This window comes from Paenibacillus qinlingensis (assembly GCF_031455095.1).
Taxonomy (GTDB): domain Bacteria; phylum Bacillota; class Bacilli; order Paenibacillales; family NBRC-103111; genus Paenibacillus_E; species Paenibacillus_E qinlingensis_A.
The window spans coordinates 48,318-69,478 of the sequence record NZ_JAVDSB010000016.1 but is presented as its reverse complement, the minus strand read 5'-3'; the positions used below and the strand labels follow the sequence as shown (position 1 = coordinate 69,478).

The 21,161-nt window shown below is 49.1% G+C and carries 14 protein-coding genes; 3 read left to right on the top strand and 11 right to left on the bottom strand.

The features are described from left to right. Window positions 1–20: 20 nt before the first annotated feature. The 8 genes from J2736_RS27870 to J2736_RS27835 all read right to left on the bottom strand — a co-directional run bounded on the left by J2736_RS27870 (window position 21) and on the right by J2736_RS27835 (window position 13,265). Window positions 21–1,496 carry an ABC transporter substrate-binding protein gene (locus tag J2736_RS27870; protein ID WP_310501850.1) on the bottom strand — a complete coding sequence of 492 codons (1,476 nt, stop codon included), beginning with the start codon at window positions 1,494–1,496 and terminating at the stop codon, window positions 21–23. Continuing rightward, on the bottom strand, window positions 1,493–2,419 hold the full coding sequence (locus tag J2736_RS27865; protein WP_310501849.1) for an ABC transporter ATP-binding protein: 927 nt from the start codon (window positions 2,417–2,419) through the stop codon (window positions 1,493–1,495). The genes J2736_RS27870 and J2736_RS27865 overlap by 4 nt, the downstream gene beginning before the upstream one ends. 1 nt (window position 2,420) lies before the next feature. Beyond that, the gene (locus J2736_RS27860; RefSeq protein ID WP_310501906.1) at window positions 2,421–5,333 is read right to left on the bottom strand and encodes an ABC transporter permease; all 2,913 of its coding nucleotides are present in this window, start codon (window positions 5,331–5,333) and stop codon (window positions 2,421–2,423) included. Between the two features lie 5 nt (window positions 5,334–5,338). Further along, on the bottom strand, window positions 5,339–6,439 hold the full coding sequence (locus J2736_RS27855; RefSeq protein ID WP_310501848.1) for an efflux RND transporter periplasmic adaptor subunit: 1,101 nt from the start codon (window positions 6,437–6,439) through the stop codon (window positions 5,339–5,341). Further along, complete coding sequence (locus J2736_RS27850) at window positions 6,402–7,172, bottom strand: ABC transporter ATP-binding protein (protein WP_310501847.1); 771 nt, start codon at window positions 7,170–7,172, stop codon at window positions 6,402–6,404. Before J2736_RS27850 ends, J2736_RS27855 begins: the two co-directional genes overlap by 38 nt. Window positions 7,173–7,496: 324 nt before the next feature. After that, window positions 7,497–11,552, bottom strand: a complete 4,056-nt coding sequence (locus tag J2736_RS27845) for an S-layer homology domain-containing protein (RefSeq protein WP_310501846.1) — start codon at window positions 11,550–11,552, stop codon at window positions 7,497–7,499. A gap of 371 nt (window positions 11,553–11,923) precedes the next feature. Next, complete coding sequence (locus J2736_RS27840; protein ID WP_310501905.1) at window positions 11,924–12,763, bottom strand: sulfurtransferase; 840 nt, start codon at window positions 12,761–12,763, stop codon at window positions 11,924–11,926. 28 nt (window positions 12,764–12,791) lie between these two features. Continuing rightward, complete coding sequence (locus J2736_RS27835) at window positions 12,792–13,265, bottom strand: GNAT family N-acetyltransferase (protein WP_310501845.1); 474 nt, start codon at window positions 13,263–13,265, stop codon at window positions 12,792–12,794. A gap of 124 nt (window positions 13,266–13,389) precedes the next feature. Between J2736_RS27835 and J2736_RS27830 the strand changes: the two genes are divergently transcribed. Then, window positions 13,390–13,923: a GNAT family N-acetyltransferase gene (locus J2736_RS27830; RefSeq protein WP_310501844.1), complete on the top strand. Its 534-nt coding sequence runs from the start codon at window positions 13,390–13,392 to the stop codon at window positions 13,921–13,923. Here the strand turns inward: J2736_RS27830 and J2736_RS27825 are convergent. From J2736_RS27825 to J2736_RS27815, 3 genes are read right to left on the bottom strand one after another with little or no spacing between them, the layout of a single operon-like run. Further along, window positions 13,912–14,247: a 4a-hydroxytetrahydrobiopterin dehydratase gene (locus tag J2736_RS27825; RefSeq protein ID WP_310501843.1), complete on the bottom strand. Its 336-nt coding sequence runs from the start codon at window positions 14,245–14,247 to the stop codon at window positions 13,912–13,914. The two genes, J2736_RS27830 and J2736_RS27825, sit on opposite strands and share 12 nt — an antisense overlap. Continuing rightward, a complete protein-coding gene (recQ, locus tag J2736_RS27820) occupies window positions 14,234–16,045 on the bottom strand; it encodes a DNA helicase RecQ (RefSeq protein WP_310501842.1) in 1,812 nt (603 codons plus the stop codon). The genes J2736_RS27825 and recQ overlap by 14 nt, the downstream gene beginning before the upstream one ends. A 39-nt stretch (window positions 16,046–16,084) precedes the next feature. Next, a complete protein-coding gene (locus J2736_RS27815) occupies window positions 16,085–16,378 on the bottom strand; it encodes a hypothetical protein (protein WP_310501841.1) in 294 nt (97 codons plus the stop codon). 152 nt (window positions 16,379–16,530) lie between these two features. On the opposite strand from J2736_RS27815, the gene J2736_RS27810 reads away from it, so the two are divergent. After that, window positions 16,531–18,171, top strand: coding sequence for an SWIM zinc finger family protein (locus J2736_RS27810; RefSeq protein ID WP_310501840.1), 1,641 nt, complete (start codon window positions 16,531–16,533; stop codon window positions 18,169–18,171). Beyond that, window positions 18,159–21,035 carry a DEAD/DEAH box helicase gene (locus tag J2736_RS27805; protein ID WP_397341765.1) on the top strand — a complete coding sequence of 959 codons (2,877 nt, stop codon included), beginning with the start codon at window positions 18,159–18,161 and terminating at the stop codon, window positions 21,033–21,035. Before J2736_RS27810 ends, J2736_RS27805 begins: the two co-directional genes overlap by 13 nt. The last annotated feature ends 126 nt before the right edge of the window (window positions 21,036–21,161 follow it).

Here is a 21,161-nt window from a genome sequence, read left to right as displayed (position 1 = left end):
CGCCTCCTTCTATCTCCTTCTTATCCTGCTGGAACTGCAATTGCTTGATTCATTATGGGTTGCCCGGGTGCTGTTGGGTTTTCTTTCATTTGCTTGATCATCGCATCGCCATCTGTCTGCCATTTTTTTAATGCTTCTCGTGCCGCCATTTTCCCCTGTAAGACATCACTAAACAACTTACGACCAATTTCCTGCACTTGATAAATATTAGGATTATTACGGTAAATTTTCGAATTATCTTCCATCGGAGCTGGTGTCACATTATAAAAAGCTTCCATGTGAAAATCCAGTCCTTCTGTAGGTTTTAAGTATTTCGAGCGTGACACCAACATATTTTGACTACGCGATTTAAGTTTAGCCCACTCATCGCCATTAATGAACTTGATGAACTTCCAGGCATCATCCGGATTTTGCGATTTGGCGTTAATGCCCATAATGCCATTCATATAAATAGAGCCGCCAACGCCTTTGGCTTCGGGGTGAGAAGGAATTGTTACAACATCCCAATCAATCGGTGTGTAACCTTTATAATTAGCTGCATTTTTATTGGCGTTCGTGAGTTGTGGAAGTTGACCATAATTAAGAATCGACATGGCTAAGCGACCCGACATAAAAGCATCGTACGCAAAAGGATTATTCTGATCAAACCTCTGATTCATTTGTTTCTGAGGATCAGCTACCGGTGGGAACACATTATCTTTTTGCAACTGTGCCATTTTGGCCCATACTTTCTCCCACTGGTCCGTATCTACCGTCATTTTCTCGCCGGCATCATCAAACATTCTTAATTGCAGAGGGGCTGTATACATTTGCATGCCGTAGAACAAATCCGCACCTTGGGCTTGGGTTGTAAAAGAGAACCCATTGATTCGCTGATCCCCTTCCCCTTTTGCCAATCGTTTGGAAAGATCAAATGTCTCATCCCATGTCATGCCGTCTTTCGGATAATCGACTCCCGCATCTTGAAACATTTTCTTATTATAAATAAGTGCAGAGGAACTGAATGTCGGAGCAAGTGCATAAATCTTACCACCGCCTGCATTTTTCATCCCCTCCATCACGGCTGGGACAATGCCGGCTGTATCGAATTTATCCTTCGTTATGCGTGAATCCAGCTGTAAAAGCAGATTGCTATCGATAATTTCTGGCAACTGTTCATAACCAAGCATGACCACATCCGGCGGATTATCACCCTGCATTACTTCTTTTAACTTCTCCATCGGGTCTGGCATCTTCTCACCAGGCTGAAGGCCACCGTTCATAAGCTTTTCATCCATTGTTGAAACGATTTCCAGCTTAATATTCGGGTTGGCAAATTCAAATATTTCAGTGAATTGCTGTGTGAAATATTCATAATTACCACCATACCCCATATTCGTCGCGATCCTCAGCACACGCTCTTGGTTATCGTCTGCTTTCTCCCCTTTGGTACAAGCAACAGCAAGTGGAGCCATTAAAGCTAAAGTTAAGGTTGTCACTATCATTTTACGTTTCATTTTGATTTTCCTCCGACCCTTTGTGGATGAATTGACGTTTGCTCCTCTTCTGCCGAAAGTGCTCTCGGTGCTTTAATTGTGATGGTCTCGCCATCAAACTCCATTGTAGCTTTCCCTTCAATGTTCAGTGCGGTTAAATACGCTTTGGGAACCTGTAGACGGCCTGCACGATCCAACACGACATATTCTTCATGAGCCTCACCTGAGAGCCCCGTCGAAGTCCCCTCTTCGGCTGAATTCGAAGGATTGCGAGCGATAAACTCTGAACTTGTCATTCCATCTCGAATAGCAACAACGCGCCCTACTTTGCCAGCCATGGACATATCGTGAGTAACTATGACAATCGTGACACCCAGTTCCTTATTCAATCGTTGAAAAATAGAAAGAATCATATCCGCTGTCTTCGTATCAACCGATCCCGTTGGTTCATCCGCAAGCAGCAAACGCGGACGATTGGCTAATGAAATCGCAATAGCTACGCGCTGTTGCTCACCACCGGAAAGCTCTTGTAGTTTATTATTCAAGCGGTGACCAAGACCGACCCATTCCAGCAATTGCTTCGCGTAAGCAGGGTCGTAGTTCCCGCTCAGCATCATGGGCATTTCCACATTTTCGAGTGCAGTCAAGTAAGAAACGAGATTCCGTGCATTATTTTGCCAGATGAAGCCGACTGTATGTCGTTTATAATCAACGAGCTGCTTATCTGTAATCTTCAGCAAATCCCAATCTCCGACTTTCACTGCACCTGCGGAGGGGCGATCAAGACCTCCTAAAATGTTCAGCAACGTAGATTTACCGCTTCCACTGTTGCCGATAATCGCCATTAATTCACCGTCATTAATCTGAATATTAAGTCCTTGCAGCGCGACAACTTCGATCTCGTCGGTTTTGTAAATTTTCACTAAGCCTTCGCAAGTTATCATGCTATTTCTCCTCTCCCAGCTTCACTGCTTGGTGAACACGCAGCCTTCTAATATGTAAGAACAGCAACATGGCCCCAGTTAGCATCATGAAAGCAACCACGATATATAACTGGTAGGTGTCCTTGGAATCGAACACGACTCGGAACGGTGGCACCTGTGTCTTCACATTCTGGGACGTTTGCAGAAAGGGTAGGAAAAAATAACTCGTTAGCTTGCCAATTGCAATACCTAACACGATGGATAGTCCAGCTGTGAACCCTTGCTCCAGCAACAACATACCCGTCAATTGCTTACGGGAGAGCCCCATAGCACGCAGAACACCGAATTGTACAACCCTGCTAGATAAGTTAAAGAACCAATACAGCATGTAACCGATTAAAGACACCACGACAGAAACAAGGAAACCCAAGCTAAGAATACCGAATACACCACCTCTTGCTGGGAGCTTCTTCTGGACAATGAGCTCATTGCGAACATCCTTGATGGCAGCAATTTCAATCCCTTTGTCTTGCAATGCCGTAACAATCGGCGTCACCTTAGCGTCTGGTTTCATTTTGAGCCATACGTCATAAGGTATAATTGGTGCTTGATCATAGATATAGTCTAGATTTGCTATGAAAAATGGCATTTGATCTGGATATTGAGACGGCCAATACGGTAATATCCCAACAATTACAAATTCCAAAGGCTGTTGGCCAATTGTAATGGAAAGCAAATCACCCGCTTTAAGTGCATATTTGCTAGCGTAGCTGGAAGGAATGATAACCGCTTGCTCGTAGCTGCCTAGTAAATTTAAATATTCATTCGGATGAGCTGGAAACAAGTCAGGACGGAACCAGGCTACTTTTGCGAAATCCGTGTTATCGATCCCCATGACAAGTCCCTGCCCGGTAGATTTACCGGATACAACCACATTCCCTTTGGTTTGCATGACTCTAGCAGCAGCCTGAACGCCTTCTAAATCGCGGAATACTTGAAATGGCGGCTCTACATATCGGATTTTGGAAGGCGTTTCCTCGCCAGGTTTCTGACCACCTTGGCCTTGACCTTGACCCTGACCTTGGTTCTGCCCACCACCCGTACCAGCTCCGCCATTTCCGCCTTGAGCTTCGCCACCATTCCCTCCGGGGTTCGGATTCTGTGGCACATCATCCGAGAAACCTTCCCACACGGTTTGAATCACGACGTCAGTCCCATACTGGTACAAGATTCGCTCCGAAGAGTTCAAATCAATCGTACGTGCAGCGGAAGAATTGTACACGCCAAGGCCGAGCGTAAGAATGAGCAACAGCATTAGCGGGTAATAGGCTTTAGCTGAACGTGACAGCTGTACAAGCGTTAAATAGAGCGGTACAGGCAGGAACTTACGGCCAAACCAATTGAACAATCGCAGCAGCCATGGGAAGATGCGTAGAAAGAAAAGTCCCAACGCAAAAATCGATAGCGCCGGTACGAAAAACAGCAGCGGATGAACTTGCAGTTGATCAGTTGTCATGCCTGTTTGCACAGATAACACTTGACGTTGGTCAAATAGGTAGAAGCCATAACCAACCAACCCCAACAGAACGATATCAAGGAACCACCGCTGCCATAGTGGCGAACGGTCTGACCTTGCAAGCTGCTGCTTGTAGTTTACGATTGAAGATCTTGCAAAAAGCACAGCTGGAATGACGCTGGCGAGAATGGCTATAAGAACAGCGAGCCCACCGTAGAGCAGTGCTTCTGGTGTAAGGCTGATCGGCATCGATTTGCGATCCACGAAGGTTAGAAAGCCACTGGTGGAACCAATGCTTTTCGCCATGAACCAGCCTATGCAGGGTCCAATCAACAGCGCAATCACGCCTAGTAATAATCCTTCTAGGAAGTAGATCCCCACAATTTGTTTCGTGCTGCCCCCACGGCTTCGCAAGATCGCAATCACACCGCGCTGTCGATCTAGCGATTGTCTGGCATTCATCAGAATGTAATAGAAAACCATCGCAATCATCGGCGCCGCTAATGTGAATAAGAGAATCTGCATCTGTAGGCTTTGTGTTTTGAATTCGCTTAGAATCGGCTTGAAGGAGACATCTACCTTCGTATTCTTAAGCTTCTGGAACAAGTTGATATCTAGTCGTTCCAAACGGTTATCAAGCGGCGACAATTGACTTGTTTGAATGTCTCGCAGATCGAAAGCATAATACCAATTCGCAAGTTGCAATGGAATTTTCTTATCCGTCAACAACGTCTTGATGAATGCATCATCGCTAATAATAAGTGCATTGATTAAACCCTCTAACCCTTGAAACCAATATGCGCTCGTTTCGTCCTTCGGCTTGAAGGAACCCACGATCTTGACCTTAAGCAATTGACTGCCGCTTGCACTTGCAACGGAATAATTGAACACGTCACCTACGTGCAAATCGTTGCGGAACAAGGCTTCTTCCATGACAACTGCTTCGATTTGACCATTTTTCATGTCTCCAGAAGCCATTTGGCCATTGGACCATTCGACTTGGTCCTTTAACCCACTTAGTGACGTTAAAGTCATTTGACGACGTTTACTCGGATCGGCTTTGGTCCCTTCAGCAGGAGTTAGCTGTGCTCCTTTAATTGCATAACTACTTGCATATGTATGTATTGGAAAACCTATATCTGTGGGAACATCCTGTTCAATATACGTCTTGACGCTCTCTAGATCATTCAAATCTGCCCGTTCTGTTCCTACTGCTTGATACCTCATGAGCAACGAACCTGCCGGAAGTCCCTCGCTCTTAGCTTCTAAGGATTTGGCTACGACACGCTTCAGAGACCCATTAGCATACATAGGAATGCTGGTGGTGAAAGCAACTGCCAAGACAAGACCAAGCAGGGTGCTGAGCGTTAGCCAGCGGGTATTCCACATTTTCCGAAATAAAAACCGCAGCATCGGCATGGACATTAGCGACCTACTACTTTCTGTCCGGCTGTAAGACCCTTGATGATCTCCACATCCGTTGCTGTCTGCTGCCCAATCTCCACGTCCACTTCTTTCTTGTTGCCTTGGGCATCAACTACTTGCACATAGTTTCGGCCTGAATAGGAACGAAGTGCCGCAAGAGGAATTGTCGTGGCATTTTCTTTTCTCTGCGTCACAATCGTCACACTTAGCGGTGTACCGCGATTCAGCCCTTTGGGAAACTCATTCAACTGCACGACTAAATAATTATCAATCGTATCTTGTTCCCCTTGCTGTCCCTGACCGGGGAATCCACCATTATTCGCGTTGTTTCCAGCTTGAGGGTTTGGTAGCTGCTTTACTTTCCCTTTGTGCGAACCAGCTGAATTAATATCCACCTGAGCTTCCATGCCAATCGCTACTTTCTTCGCATCATCTGCACTAATGCTTGCGGCGACAGTTAGTTCATTCAGATTGGCAATAATGGCTACGGATTCACCTGACTTCACGGTATCCCCTTTCTTAGCCGATACGGTGACAATGGTTCCACTGAACGGTGCGAGCAACTTCGCCTTACCCACTTGTGATTCAAGCTTCGTCAGTTCCTCACGTTTCAGTTCAAAATCAATCTTCGCCTGCTCGATCTGTTCTGGCGACATCTCGTCAGCCTTGCGAAGTGTTTCGATCATTGTCAGCTCATCCTTGCGTGTTTGAAGCTTTTTACGCTTCAAATCGCTTTCGATATCCGATACGTCGAGTTCGGCAATTGGCTGTCCCTGTTCGACGGAATCGCCATTTTTTACAAGTATGGCACTTATCCGTTTGGCAGACATATCCTCCGAGAAAAATAATTTCTCTTCTTGCAAGGCCATTAATCGCCCGCTCCCTCTCACTTTCGTCTCAAGGGTTTCCGTTTTCACCGTATACTCAGGCTTCTTGGACAGCTTCGGTGGATTAATTGACGGAAGTGCTTCTTCATCTTGTTCCTTAGGCAATAGTGCGCATCCTGAAGATAGAAGAAGAGTAGAACTTAATACTAATGCTGCGAGTGGTTTCATCGTCCACTTACGTGACGAATCTTCCGTCCACCATTTCATAAACATGATCGGCATCCTCCAAAATTGTTGGGTCGTGTGTCGTCATACAAATCGTAACTTGCTCTGTCGCGATGATGTTGCGAAAAACCGACATAATTTGCGCGCCCATCTGTGAATCCAGCTCAGCAGTTGGTTCATCGGCCAATATGAGCGATGGCCGATGTGCAATCGCTTTGGCGATCGCGACACGCTGCTGTTCACCACCGGAAAGCTCATAGGGACGATGATGCATCCTTTTCCCGAGACCGACAAGGTCAAGACAATGATGCACCCGCTCTTTCCACTGAGAGCGCGGCGTGCCTGCCATCCGCAGCGCCAACTCAACATTTTCCCAAGCAGATAGCAAGGGCATTAAGGCATAGGACTGAAAGATAAAACCAATCTCCTTACGACGGATCAACGTCCTATCATCATCACTGCTATGGTGAAAGGCATGCTCTTGAAACACAATTTCCCCCTTCGTTGGCAGATCCAGCCCTCCGATTAAATTCAGCAGCGTCGTTTTCCCTGAACCTGATCGCCCTTTGAGCATGACAAGTTGCAGCGGCCTCAGCTCCATCTCAATCCCTTTCAGAACATCGATTTTCCCACCTCCAACTTGAAAAGAGCGATGTACATCGCTTACCCTCAACAAAGGTGTATGGGGCGTAATGCTGCGAGTGAAACTGCTACTAGCTAATGGCTCCTCTTCTAAAGCAATAGTCTCCAAAGTGCCTTTTTTACGAAACCAGCTTGTCATGCGGTTTATTTTCCTTTCATTTCCATATTATTCGTATGATAAAGTAGACGGTGAATGTTGGAAAAAAGTTGCAAGTTACTGGTAATTTAAATGGTTGACAATTCCAATTTAGTCAACCAATTGGAATATAACCTTAATTGGAAAATACATCCATACAACTAATTACCTATTTTATTTCATGCGCACGAAAAAATGGTTCACCGCAAATTTCTTAGCAGTGAACCATTTTTGTTGTAGCACTTCATATTATTTAGTATTATCTTCGCGGCCAGAGAGGATTGAAGCACAAAAGTAGATAGGGTTACCAAACGGAAGAATGATTCCTTATTGGCTTTGTGACTGGATAAATGCTGTCAACCGTAATAGTAAAACGGCAGCTTCCGCTCTTGTAGTCGTGCCCAGCGGATGAAACACATTTTCGTTCTGGCCTTGCACGAGACCAGCCCTTTGGGCTGCGCTCACATAAGGCATTGACCAACCGGCTATTGCAGCGTCGTCTGCAAAGGTTGTCCTCTGCTTATTTGCTGTCTGCAGCTTAGCCGCTTTGGCAATTAGGACCGTCACTTCCGCACGGTTGATGTTCGAGTTCGGGCGGAACGTATTGTCTGGGTATCCGCTGATGGTACCTGTTTGCACGGCTGCCGCCACTGCACCGCTTGCCCAGCTTGGGATATCACTCTGATCTTGGAAAGATACCCCTTTTCCGTCCGGCCAAGCCATGATTCGCTGCAGCATAAGTGCAAATTCGGCTCGGGAGACAGGGGTGTCAGGACGGAAGGTGCCATTGGGATAACCATTAACTAGCCCTTTAGCAACACCGTCGCGAATTGACCGCTCCGCCCAATGACCGGAGATATCGGTGAGCCCCGGCTCCACAGCAACAGCGATCACCGCAAACTTGGTAAAGTGATCTGTTTGGCCTGCCAGGGTGTTTCCAGCGGTTTTACCTCCAATTATCACCCACTGCTGGGTGGTTTCATCGTAGTAGGCTAATACCGGCCGCTTCTGTGCACTAGCCAATTCCCTATTTGTCCATTCAAGGCTCAATTGAACAGGAATTTTAAATTTACCCTGCACATCTTTCTTTATTTCATATGCATCACTAAGAAGCAGTTGATCCGAATGCAGCAACTCTTTTACTTCACCTGTTATGTTCTGCATGTTTATGGTCATCGGTTGCTCGATAGCACCAATAGGAATGAATAGTGTGATTCCAGCGATTCTCAGGGTGTATTCCTTCCCCGGAACGATGAAGAACGAACCAGGCGTTGGAACTGCTGTAACCACCTGCTCCTCTGTTGAAGGAGGACTGATGATATTCGTAATTTCAATCGACTTAACCTGCTTATTTCCTACGGAATCAGCTGCGAATATCGTATATTTACCGCTTTGGGCAATATACACAATTCTCGATAACGGCACATTCTCACCAAATGACGGGACGGCGAAGTCCTCGGTTGTGTGTTCACCTTTTGCCCAACGCAAATCAGTCAATGCATTGCCTGCCGCCTGGTTATAAACAGTTGCTGATACAGTTAAGTCCACCCCAGTGCTAACTGGGGTCATTGGTGTATAGGTCAGTGTAATTTCAGGAGCTTCCGTAACGATATTCGCAATCGTGATTGTTTTGACAAGCGTATTACCGCCGCCATCTTTGGCGAATACGGCATAGCTTCCATTGGTGCTGACTGAGAAGGTTCCTCCCGTTATGACTGTTCCCGAAGTGTCAAAGTAGACGGCATCCTGAACGCCCGCGGCCCACTTGAGAGATGCCAACGCGCTGCTTGTTCCATCAGCATGAACTGTGACGGTTACTGCGCTGTTGGTCGGGACTGTTGCAGAAGGTGTGAGACTGATTGTTGGTGTTACTCCGTCGACAAGAATTCCGTTCAGATTCGGGCGTGAAACGGGCAGATTCAGAGAAACGGTTTCACCCAACGCGGTGATAGCTGCAGGAGAAACTGCGGCAATGGCCGCACCTAGTTCAATGCCATCCGCGTCCAGATCACCGGATTGGACGGTATAGCTGAATTGCAGTTTTTCCGGGTGGCCTACAGGTTTTCCTATATAAAGGGCAGCATGGTCAATGCTGTCCAATTGAAAAGGCAGCACTGGTGTACCTGCAACATCGACAGGTTTCGTAAACGTGACTGTGAAGTCGAGCTTTTGTCCGATGCCATATGTTCCGTTAGCGGGAACCTCTACAGCAGATGGCTGCGGAGTAGGCACAGCTACCTTCACACGGTACACACCCTGCCACAGTCCGGCCGCATCTGTAATTCGAATTTCGACGGGGTTATCCCCTAAGCTCAAGTCGATTTCCGCCGTGTTGCCTGCAGTGCCATTGATCGCTACATGTGCGCCCGCTGCATCAACCGCTGTGACGAATATATGCGCTGCGGCAGCAGGCGTGTTAAGTGTTGCAACATAATTTCCGCTCTTACTGTCAAAGGCAGAATTCAAAGACACTGTTGCCCCCGGGGCTGTGACCGTCATTCCGCTCAGCAGGACTCCCCCGAAGCTAGCGTATGGCATAGGATAAGTCGTTCCTTCAATCATCCCCCACCGCTTGCCGCTGCCAAATTCCCACCCAGCAGCGGTAAAGGTTGCTTGCTGCATCATTTGCTGTGTCGTAAGACCCGTTCCCCCGGCTGAGGCTACTTGACCACTGCTGTTGATGTCCCAGAATGAGTTAGACACAGTGCCGCCGTTTCGGACGCCAATCAAGCCGCCAGTATCGATACTCCCGCTAACAGCCGCAGCTGAATATGACTCACTGGTGGTAGATACTCCATCAACAGAGCCAATTAAACCACCAACCTTGTTAACACCGTAAACCGCCCCTTGTACGGATACACCACTCATTGTAGTGTTGGCTGCCTCCCCGATCAACCCGCCGACCCTATCCTTGCCGTGGATATCCGTGTTCAGCAGGGCAATGTTCTTTATCGTTGCGCCGGAAGTAGAACCGAATAACCCGATGCCATCCGATACCGATCGTTGAATGCCTATGTTTGCAATCGTGTGATCTTTTCCGTCAAAACTTCCAGTAAAAGGTGTTAATGTAGTGCCCACAGGCATCCAGCCCGCACCTGCTCCGAAAGTGGATAAATCGAGGTCGTTTTCCAGCGAATAGACATCAGCCATCCCATAACCTTCTGCTGAATCACCAATCTTGGAAAGCTGTGTGGCTGTTGTGATCCGGTGCGGATATTGTATGGTGCCCGCGTCCCGGATAACGGTCAGTTTGTAGATTGCGTTAAGCCTTGTCGGCTCAACTGCATCGCTTACTTTTATCTGAAAATCATTTTGCCCAGGGTTCAGGGACAGTATCTCCGAACCAGAACCTCCTTGTACGGAGACATCCGAGGTTCCGCTTAGCGCTGTTCCCGCTACGATAACGTGATCCGTTTTACTCAAGACTTTCACTATGTAAACCCCGTAATCGCTGCTAAACGTACGATTCAGTGCCTGCGGCGCATGATTAGCCGAATCCTCCACAGTCAACGAAGTCAATGCTACTTTTGTGTAGTCGCTGCGTAAGAGCGGATACGTGGTCTCTTCAATAAGGCCCCATGTGTTGGTGAAATCCCAACCAACGTATGTCGCTTTACGTTTCATCTCGGCAGTGGTCTTTCCGATTCCACCATCGGAAGTACTCCTTCCGCTTGTCTCCGTATTCCAGTAAGAAGAGGTGATTCCTCCACTAACACTTGTTCCAATCAGCCCTCCTGATTTGGTACCAGATGCCACTGAAGTTGTTGCGTAAACTCGGTTTGTCGTGCCGCTAGAGTAGCCGATCCCACCGCCGAAACTATCATCAGGAGATGGACCGATACTAACCTGCCCTTGGGCATAGCTATCGGAGATGTTAGAGTCATCATTATAACCGACTAATAAACCAACGGATCCATTCCCTGTCACATTGCCTTCAGCGTAGGAATTTGAAATAGAAGTTCGATACGCATCACCTGCAATCCCACCAACATAGCTGAAGCCTTTAACTGTGATATTCGTCAGATGTACATTAGTAATCGTAGCATTAGTGGTTCGACTAAATAATCCAATGTTATTGGTATTGGGCCGGTCGATCGTCATATTGCGGATCGTATAGCCATTGCCATCTAGCGTTCCAGTGAAATTTCCCAGTGGAAGCCATCCCTCGTGATCTCCGTTATCGTATCCCGCTAAATTGATATCGCTCGTTAATCTATACTCTCCCGCCAAACTCAGCGCAGAAGCATTAATTGCAGCGAGTTCCGCTGGCGTGCTGATGTCTATAACTGCCGCTGAAGCCAGCCGAACAGGCATGAACGGATTTGGCAGGGTCGATACGATGAGCAGGACCATCAGCCAAAAGGCAACTATTTTTATTTTCACCCTATTTCTCTCCCCTTTACATCAAATAAAAAATGATTAGCAGATCTTTCAGCGGCTGATTCTTACTACAATCGTTGCCGCTGCGGAGTTCAAATCTCTTTATTACATCGTTCAAATTACTAGTCTCTCAAATCATGATGTACACGCACACTTAATAGAAGCATGAGTTGCCTCAATGCTTCATGATATTTCGCTTTATTCCAGCAATATCTGCTAATATTTTACACGAAAATTCTGGAAATTTAAAGTAAATTGAAATGTTCCATTCTCACTCGCAATCCCTTTGCAAAATAACCCAAAGAGAGCTGCAACAGGTCACTTGCTCACAACCTGTCGTAGCCCTCCAACCCGCGTCCGAAGCGGCTTCAAGCCTATTTCTCCTCACCCTTAGCAATCGGGTTCTCTTCCCAACTGATCCAGTCGCTCCAGCTTCCGCTGTAGAGCTTCACGTTATCAAAGCCCGCTTCGCTGAGGCCCAGCACGTTCGGGCACGCCGTCACGCCCGAGCCGCAATAGACGATGATTTCATCAGCGTCACGCAGTGCGGCAAAATGCTGTTCCTGCTCCGCAGCTGACAACCAAGCGCCGTTCTCGCCGAGAACGCCTTTCCAGAAGAAGTTACGCGCGCCTGGGATGTGGCCAGCCACCGCATCGATTGGCTCTTCCAAGCCGAGGTAGCGACGCTCCTCGCGCGAATCGACAAGCACGGTGCCTGGGCGACCGAGCTTGTCCTTCACTTCGTCCATGCTCGCTAGCATGGACCGGTGCACCTTCGGTGAGAAGGTGCGCGGGAATACCGCAGGCACTTCAGCCGTGACCGGGTACCCCGCGGATTTCCATGCCGTGTATCCTTGATCCAAAACGTAGACCTCGGAGTGGCCGAGGAATTTCAACATCCACCACAAGCGTGATGCCATAGCTCCGCCTTGATCGTCATAAGCAACGACGGTCTTCGTGCCGTCAATGCCGAGACTGCCAACGAGGATCGAGAACGCACCTAGATCCGGAAGCGGATGTCGTCCGCCATGCGCCATCAACGCACCGGATAAGTCCTTTTCTAAATCGACATACACCGCTCCTTCAATATGACCCTGCTCATACTGTTCACGGCCTGATTCAGGCTTGCCCAGTGCAAAACGACAATCAACTATTACGATATTTGCATCCCCTATCTGCCCTAGCAGCCAACTCTGACTAACGATATTCTCCACGGTTTCTGCCACCTTCCCCAACCTACATTTAATCTCCCATCCCACTTGTGGGATTTGCGGAGTACGATTGCCAATTGCTTCGATCTCCACCCATTTTATCGTAAAATGCTTGCGCACGTAAGTTATCTTGTGCGGTTACCCACGATAAATTGGCATATCCGTGTCTAGCCGAGTATCCTTTACAAGCAGCAAAAAGCTTTGCCGCCGCACCATGTCCACGCTCCGCTTCTACAACAAACAAATCGTTCATCACCGCAACTTTGGAGGCACGCAGCGTGCTGAAGGTAAAATATAAGGTCGCAAAGCCAACCAACGCTCCTTCCTCGGTCTCAGCAACAAACTGAATGCCCACTTTCTGTTCGAGAAGTTCATGAATTAAAGCGTTCAGTTTCTCGTCATCAGGTTGTCGGTACTCATAAAAATCCACAATATAAGCGAGCATTAAAGTTTTGAGCTGGGGGATATCAGACATTACGGCTTCACGAATGGTCACTTGTGTCATCACGGGTGCCCTCCTTATTCTTTATTAGGTATGGTATAACTAAAATGGGAATCTGATCTTGAGTTATCAAACAATGGATACTTCATCGTTACACATACTTGCCTATAGAAAGGTTGCCCCTAATATGCCTCAACCTATTACCTTAACTTTACCATGGTACGTGGTTCCATTAACGGAAACAGCTTGTCAGGAGCTATGTACGTGGCGATATCCGGCTCCTTATGCCATTTACAACTGGCCATCTTGGGAAACCATGCTCGACAACCAATCGGAATTCGCTGATCCCCTTATCAGAGACGAGCAATATCGCGGTGTAGTGGATATAAACGGCACACTACTGGGATTCGTTCAATTCTTCCCGATCGTTGGCGTCACGCGGCTAGGCCTTGGGCTTCGACCGGATCTTTGCGGACAAGGCGGGGCTAACAAGCGTGGACTCGGTACGCAATTTGTTCAGCTGCTCGTAGCCGAGGCCCAACGCCGCTCCCCTGAGCAAGAAATCGACCTCGAGGTACTCGTCTGGAACGAGCGAGCGATACGCGCCTACCAGCGCGCTGGCTTCACCATGACAGACAACTACGAGAAATGGACACCAACTGGCCCCGCAGACTTCCACTGCATGGTCTATACCGGTCCAACCATCCTCTTAGCGCGTTAGCTGGGCATACGCCTGATCAAACTTCGCAGCGGTCCGAAAATCGAGTTCGGTCAAACCGCCAGCACTCCATGAGGTCAGGCGCAGCGTAACCATTTTATAATCAATCGCAATCATTGGATGGTGGTTCAAGGCTTCAGACAGTTGAGCGACTTCATTCACGAAAGCGATCGCTTGCAGAAAAGTTGCAAACCGATACTTCCGTACGATCCACTTGCTCTCCTCCGCTTCAAGGAACCACGTCCCCAAAGCGGCCAATTGCGTATCAATAGTCCCCCGCTCTAACTTATCCCTCTCCATCCGCTTCGCTCCCTCACTCGAACTCATACGCAACCGAGCCCATGTCACTCTCTCCCGCATACGTGCGAAGAAGCTCCAAGAACGGCTTCCCGTAGTTCCGGTATTTGACCTCACCGACCCCTTTGATGCGCAGCATTGCGGCTTCGGTCGTCGGGCAGCTCTCACTCATCTCACGCAGCGTGCTATCGGCGAAAATAATATAAGGCGGCACCTTTTCGCGCGCAGCCATTTCACGACGCAGCAGTCGCAGCTGCTCGAACAACGTATTGTCCATCGCAGCGACAGCGCGAACGGGTTGTTTGCGTACCTTTTGATTCACGGACAACTTCCCCTGTAGCACTTCTGCAGCAGGTTGCATTAACCGCACAACTGGATACTGCCCATCGGACAACTGCAAGAAACCTTCGGAAATCAGCACATTGATCAACTCGGCGATCTCTTTCTCAGGCAGGTTGCTCATAATGCCATGCGTCGGCAAGCGATCAAAGCGATATTCCATGATCTTCTTCGCCTTGGAGCCCTTCAAAACAGAAGCGACCATCGAAATCCCGAACCGCTCGTTCATGCGCCGGATACAGGAGAAAATCTTTTGCGCCTCAACGGTAATATCGACCGTTTCCCGATCGTCCTTGCAGGAGGAGCAGTTCCCGCAGGTGTCTTGAATATTTTGCTCATCAAAATAATGTAAAATGGCATTCCGCAAACAACGCGGCGAATAGCAGTAGTCGATCATGGTTTGGAGCTTCTTATACTCATTCGCTTTGCGCTCGGGCGAAAGCTGATTCTGCTCAATCAGGAATTTCTGCGTCATAATATCCTGCGCACTGAACAGCAGAATACACTCACTTGGCTCACCGTCACGCCCTGCACGACCGGCTTCCTGGTAATAAGCTTCCATATTTTTCGGCATATTGTAGTGAATTACGTACCGGACGTTCGATTTATCGATACCCATTCCAAAAGCGTTCGTCGCGATCATCACGCGAATATCATCGTAGAGAAACGCCTCCTGCATGTAGGAGCGCTCATCATCCGAAAGCCCAGCATGATACTTGCCGGCGGCGAAGCCTTTTTTACGCAACGTTTCGTATAAATCCTCAACATCCTTACGCGTTGCAGCGTAAATAATGCCAGGTTGATGCGTGTGTTCCTTCACGTAATTCTGTATGTAATCCCGCTTATTCTCACCGCGAAGAATGGTCAATTCCAAATTATCACGGGAGAAGCCATTGATGAAAATCCCGGCCCCATCCAAGTCCAACAGCCTAGCAATGTCCGCTGTCACCTCAGCGGTAGCCGTTGCCGTGAACGCCGCCACAATCGGCCGATTCGGCAGTTGACGAATAAACGGCGCAATCGAGACGTAGCTCGGTCGGAAATCATGTCCCCACTGCGAGACACAGTGCGCCTCATCAATCGCGACCAGAGGCAGATTCAACGCCGCCATCCGCGCACGAAACCGTTCCGATTCCAAGCGCTCAGGCGCTATATAAAGCAACTTATACTTACCTTGCATAGCTCCCTGCATGCGCTGTTCCACTTCTCTAGCTTCCAACGTACTATTAATGAATGTGGCAGAAACTCCGAGCGCACCAAGCGCATCCACCTGATCCTTCATTAAGGAGATGAGAGGGGAAATGACCAAAGTCACGCCCTCCATCAACATGGCTGGCACTTGGTAGCAGATCGATTTCCCACCGCCTGTTGGCATAATGCCTAAGGTGTCCTTCCCTTCGAGAAGGTTCGAAATAATATTTTTCTGGCCCTCTCGAAACTCGGGATACCCGTATACCTGTTGCAGAACCTTTCTTGCTCCATCCAACATAGCTTCTTTACACCTTTCTATATCACAGTTCTGCCTGTTTTAGACCAGATAGATGACCGAAACTAACTTTTCGCCATCATGTACCTTGAGCACGTGATTACCTGCATCATGTTTAACTGAACCCGCTCCAACCTGCATGACCGGTGAACTGCCTAGTCCATAGAATATATCGTCAGCCAGCGTACGCAGGCATTCTTCCTGTTCACTCGCATCAAGCTGCTGCCAGTCTTCTGCATTCATCTCCAGCAGCTCGTAGAATCCATTCACCATTTCGATCCCACGTACAAAATCAGTCACAATGTCCTTATATTCACGCCCAAATTTAATACCCACTCGCGCAGTCTCCCTTCAAGAAGCATTTCTTATAGCTTCACTTTATCATATTCTAGGTGAGAATGCAGGGTTAACCCCTTTCGGCACGGATTAAAAATATCACCTTTGGCATAAACTGTGGAAATGGGCAATTTCGGAAAAAATCTGTTACTATGGAAGAAGGAATGCGCCGCTCGGAGGGTAGGAACGATCACATGTTGAAACTTCAAATTCCCAAAAATCGAATGAACTACCTCATTAAGCAAATCCCGCTTCACTTCGACGCCACCCGTCTGGAGCAAGGCTGGGAGTATTATCATAAAGGCCGCGTGACCGAGGTTGATCTCAAAGGGCTTAGTGTTCTAGCCACCGTCGCAGGCAAGGTGATCCACACAGCAGAAGTTCATTTAGAAAATTTCGCAGCGAGTACCTGCACTTGCTCCTTTGAGGGCTTCTGTCAGCATATTGGTGCTGCATTTTTCAGCTTATACGCCACTTACGGCCGTCCAGAGCTAGTGTTACAACAGTTGAAACAACAAATCCATACACGGAAGAAACCAGCTCGCGGTGCCGCAGCCTCAGTTATTCAAGAACGCAAAGCGGCTGCACAGGCGAACGTGCCTTTGGAAGAGAGTATGCCTAGTGAATGGCATCGTTTTTTTGAAGGGAAATTCCACGGTTTCTCCATTTCTCATCAGCATTCCATTGAAACCTTTTATGAGTCCGCCTTGGAATCGCTGCCGCCTTTTGCAGCGAACTGGCGCGATACGACGCGTGAGCTCTACATGTTCCACATTGTGCTATTCATGATGCGGAAGATTGAACAATTTTATCAAGAAACGAAAAGCTCCTATCTGTCTTACTATCATGAAAATGGGTGCAAAATCGCCGCCAAAAACTGCGAAGATAAACTTGTCGTGTTCGTAGATCAAATCGATGTGAATCGTTCTTTCCTTGCGGAACCGAAAACCTGGCTTTCAACGATGAAGATGGTCGGAGAATCCGCCCTGCAAGGCAAGGATAGCCCTGTAGATTGGCTGTTTGTGTACCGTTTCATCTGGTGGAAGCTAACCGATCAGCTTAGCGCACAAAAAGAGGAAGTTACCCGTCTTGATAACCTTTTGGCCAAGAAGGAACTGCTTCCGAAGAAGAAAGATACGCTTATTGCGGCTAGGGCTCATTTTGATATTATGCAGGGGCATACCGAGCAAGCTTTCGAACGCCTTGGACAGCTGGCTCATCCGCAGGCGAAGGATTTTTTTCTTTATTTAAATAAATTTGCGAGTGATGGACAGTGGGATCAGATGCTGATCTGGCTGCGCCATCTATTCCCTTCGATTACGAATGCGAACCACGATGACTTCCGGACCTTCTGCCAATATTGGCTGGATACGACGAAGCACTTGGCGAACGACAGCGAATGGGTGCAAGTTATGGAGTCCCTACTGCCTCGTTCTTACTACTATTACACAGCTTATTTATTGCAAACGAAGCGCTACCGGCAGTGGGTGGATTTGCAGCTTGCGAATCGTATTTCGCCCCTAAATCTATATGGGATGGAGCTGAAAGCGATCGAGGAGCATGATTCCGCGCTGCTGCTTCCGCTCTATCATCAAGCAGCCGAACGGGCTGTTCTGGAGAAAAATAGGGCTTCTTACAAGACGGCAGTCCGTCTCCTTAAGAAGCTGCATAGCATTTATAAACACATCGGCCAGGATGACCGCTGGGAGCACTATATCTACCGCTTAGCGGATAAGTTCTCGCGTTTGCGTGCTTTCCAAGAAGAGCTCAAGAAAGGAAAATGGATTCGATGATCGAAACCAGCGCGCTGACCGTTCACGTTAGTTCCTTACCTAACGGGTCATTATTTCTATGGGGTTCCCGTGAAAACGGCGGTATTTGGGATGCTCTTGATTTAAAACATATGCTTTTCGCCTGGCATCGCGCCTCTTTCTTCGGCACCTTCATGGAACCGAGTGAATGGCAAAATCGGGAGGGCATCGAGCTGCAGCCACTGGAGGCTCTCGACTATTTCAGTGAACCGCAGCCGGTTCAGCACTTACAACTAAAGTGGCATGCTTCTAGCGCAGATGTGATTGCACTAGCTCCTGCTATTCGTGAGTCGCTGGCGACAGGCCGCTTCATGCCGGACTACGAGAAATGGAAGTCCGGCGAGATCGGCTGGAAATTGCAGCTGCCAGAAGAGCTGCAATTATTAGAGACGCCAGCGATATCCCGCTGGATTCATGCACTGATCCCGGAGTGGGTCGATGCCGACGGGATCATGAAGGACAATTTACGCAAGCTGGAGGCTGCGTATCCGCTCATACGCCGCGGCGATGTCAGCGGCGAGGTGTGGCTGGACGAGGAAGACTGGCTCGTCAGCATTGGTTGGCGTCAGGATCGGACGCCGATGCGGACGTGCCTGCAGCTCGTGGAGCCCGACCTGGCGCATGGCGCAGGCTGGCAGCTACGCGTGCTGCTGCAGGACCGGCTGGCGCCGGAGGTGCTGCGCACCGTGACGACCGTCGGCGAGCCGGTCGCTGGTGAACAGCCACTGCCGGAGGCGTGGCTGCCCGAGATTAGCCGTGTCGAGCGCGACACGGCGAAGTGGGTACGCATCCTGCCGTGGCTGGATGCGGGCGAAGGCGTCCTCCGTCAGTCGGTGACGGAGGAGGAGGCTTGGCGCTTCCTCGCAGAGGGAAGCGTCCGACTGGTTGAGGCAGGAACGAGCGTGTTCCTGCCAGCGTGGTGGGATCGCATCCGCAAGATGCGGCCGAAGCTGCGCGCGAAGATCAAGTCTTCCGTCGGTTCTGGACGGGAGACGATGTTCGGGCTAACCCAGCTGATGCAATTTGACTGGAAGCTGGCTGTTGGGGATTTGGAGCTGACGGAAGAGGAATTCCGTCAGCTGCTGGAGGAGAAGCGCAAGCTGATCCAGATTCGAGGCAACTGGATTCAACTCGACCCTCGTTTCATGGCGCAGGTCGAACAGATTATGAAGCAAGTACACAAGAAGCAGGGACTTTCGTTCCGCGATGTGCTGGAGCTGCATTTTGCTGGTGATGCAGGCGGATTATTACCTGCTGAGGATGATCCGGATGCTGCGCGCTACCTCGACATGGAAGTCGAGTTAAACGAACAACTTCGCCACATGATCGACCAGCTGACGCAAACCTCAGCGATTCCGACGATTGAGCCCCCGCCTAGCTTTCATGGCTCATTGCGCCATTATCAAGTGGATGGCATTTCGTGGCTGTTATTCTTACGTAGATTTGGTCTTGGCGGCTGCTTAGCCGATGACATGGGTCTCGGGAAAACGATCCAATGGATCACCTACTTACTAACGGTTATGGAGAATGAGAAGCCAGATACACCGTCCTTGCTCGTTTGTCCAACATCTGTGCTGGGGAACTGGCAGATGGAGCTGAAACGATTTGCGCCTTCACTGCGCGTCCATCTTCACTACGGACCTCAACGGTTAAAAGGGCCCGCGTTCAGCGAGAAAATCGTCGGCAACTACGATTTGGTACTGACCTCCTACACGCTTTCCCATCTGGATGAGAGTGAACTTGGCGCTATTGCGTGGAACTCGATCTGTTTGGACGAAGCTCAAAATATCAAGAACGCTTATACCAAGCAAGCTACGGCGATTCGCCGTTTAAATGGCTTTCATCGCATTGCCTTAACAGGAACGCCGATTGAGAATCGCTTAACGGAGCTGTGGTCGATTTTTGACTTCGCGAATCCGGGCTATCTCGGCACCGTGCGTGAATTCACACACCGCTATGTGAACGCCATTGAGAAGACGCGCGATGAAGCGACGATTGGCAAGGTTCAAAAGTTGATCCGACCGTTCTTGCTGCGGCGTGAAAAGAAGGATCCCGCTATTCAGCTGGATCTGCCGGAGAAAAATGAGTCCAAAACGTTCATCTCACTCACAGCGGAGCAAGGCTCGTTGTACGAAAACTACATCCAGGACATGTTCGATCGCCTGGATAAGCTTTCTGCGATGGAGCGGCGTGGGTTGATCCTTGCTGCTTTGACGAAGCTGAAGCAGGTGTGCAACCACCCTGCTTTATTGCTCAAAGAAGGGCTCGGCGCCCCATGGAGCGGACGCTCCAACAAGCTAGAGCGCTTGCTCGAGATGGTGCAGGAGCTGCGCCAAGAAGGCGACAAATGCTTGATCTTCACGCAATTTGTCGAGACCGGCAACCTGCTGCAGCATGTGCTTCAGCAGGAGCTTGGCGAAAAGGTGCTGTTCCTGCACGGCGGAACATCCAAGAATGGGCGCGATGAAATGATCGCGCACTTCCAAAACCCCGATGACCAGCCGGTCGACGAGCAGCGAAATGTGTTTATTCTTTCGCTGAAGGCCGGGGGCATCGGGCTCAACCTGACGGCGGCGAATCATGTGTTCCACTACGATCGCTGGTGGAATCCCGCCGTCGAGAATCAAGCGACGGACCGTGCCTTCCGGATTGGCCAGACGCGTCACGTGCAGGTGCACAAGTTCGTGACGCTTGGCACGTTAGAGGAGCGCATCGACGAGATGATCGAGCGCAAGCTCGGCCTCAGCCAGCAGATCGTCGGCTCTGGCGAGAACTGGATCACGGAGCTGTCGACCGACGAGCTGCGCGATCTGTTCTCGCTCCGCCGCGAGTGGGTCGAGGCGTAGGGTCTCGGCTTCAAACACAAAAGAGGTTATCCCAAGCTTCACCTGGGGTAACCTCTTTTGTGCTCCATGCGTATCCTTTATGTTCTCTCTTTAGCTAAGTTTTGTTTATCTCTGCCCAGCTATTTA

Coding starts and splice junctions, on each gene's coding strand:
- J2736_RS27855 (WP_310501848.1), bottom strand. CDS start 6,439: ATGTTTATGAAATGGTGGACGGAAGATTCGTCACGTAAGTGGACGATG.
- J2736_RS27865 (WP_310501849.1), bottom strand. CDS start 2,419: ATGATAACTTGCGAAGGCTTAGTGAAAATTTACAAAACCGACGAGATC.
- J2736_RS27825 (WP_310501843.1), bottom strand. CDS start 14,247: ATGAGTTCGAGTGAGGGAGCGAAGCGGATGGAGAGGGATAAGTTAGAG.
- J2736_RS27870 (WP_310501850.1), bottom strand. CDS start 1,496: ATGAAACGTAAAATGATAGTGACAACCTTAACTTTAGCTTTAATGGCT.
- J2736_RS27810 (WP_310501840.1), top strand. CDS start 16,531: ATGGAAGAAGGAATGCGCCGCTCGGAGGGTAGGAACGATCACATGTTG.
- J2736_RS27835 (WP_310501845.1), bottom strand. CDS start 13,265: ATGACACAAGTGACCATTCGTGAAGCCGTAATGTCTGATATCCCCCAG.
- J2736_RS27805 (WP_397341765.1), top strand. CDS start 18,159: ATGGATTCGATGATCGAAACCAGCGCGCTGACCGTTCACGTTAGTTCC.
- recQ (WP_310501842.1), bottom strand. CDS start 16,045: ATGTTGGATGGAGCAAGAAAGGTTCTGCAACAGGTATACGGGTATCCC.
- J2736_RS27830 (WP_310501844.1), top strand. CDS start 13,390: ATGCCTCAACCTATTACCTTAACTTTACCATGGTACGTGGTTCCATTA.
- J2736_RS27860 (WP_310501906.1), bottom strand. CDS start 5,333: ATGCCGATGCTGCGGTTTTTATTTCGGAAAATGTGGAATACCCGCTGG.
- J2736_RS27850 (WP_310501847.1), bottom strand. CDS start 7,172: ATGACAAGCTGGTTTCGTAAAAAAGGCACTTTGGAGACTATTGCTTTA.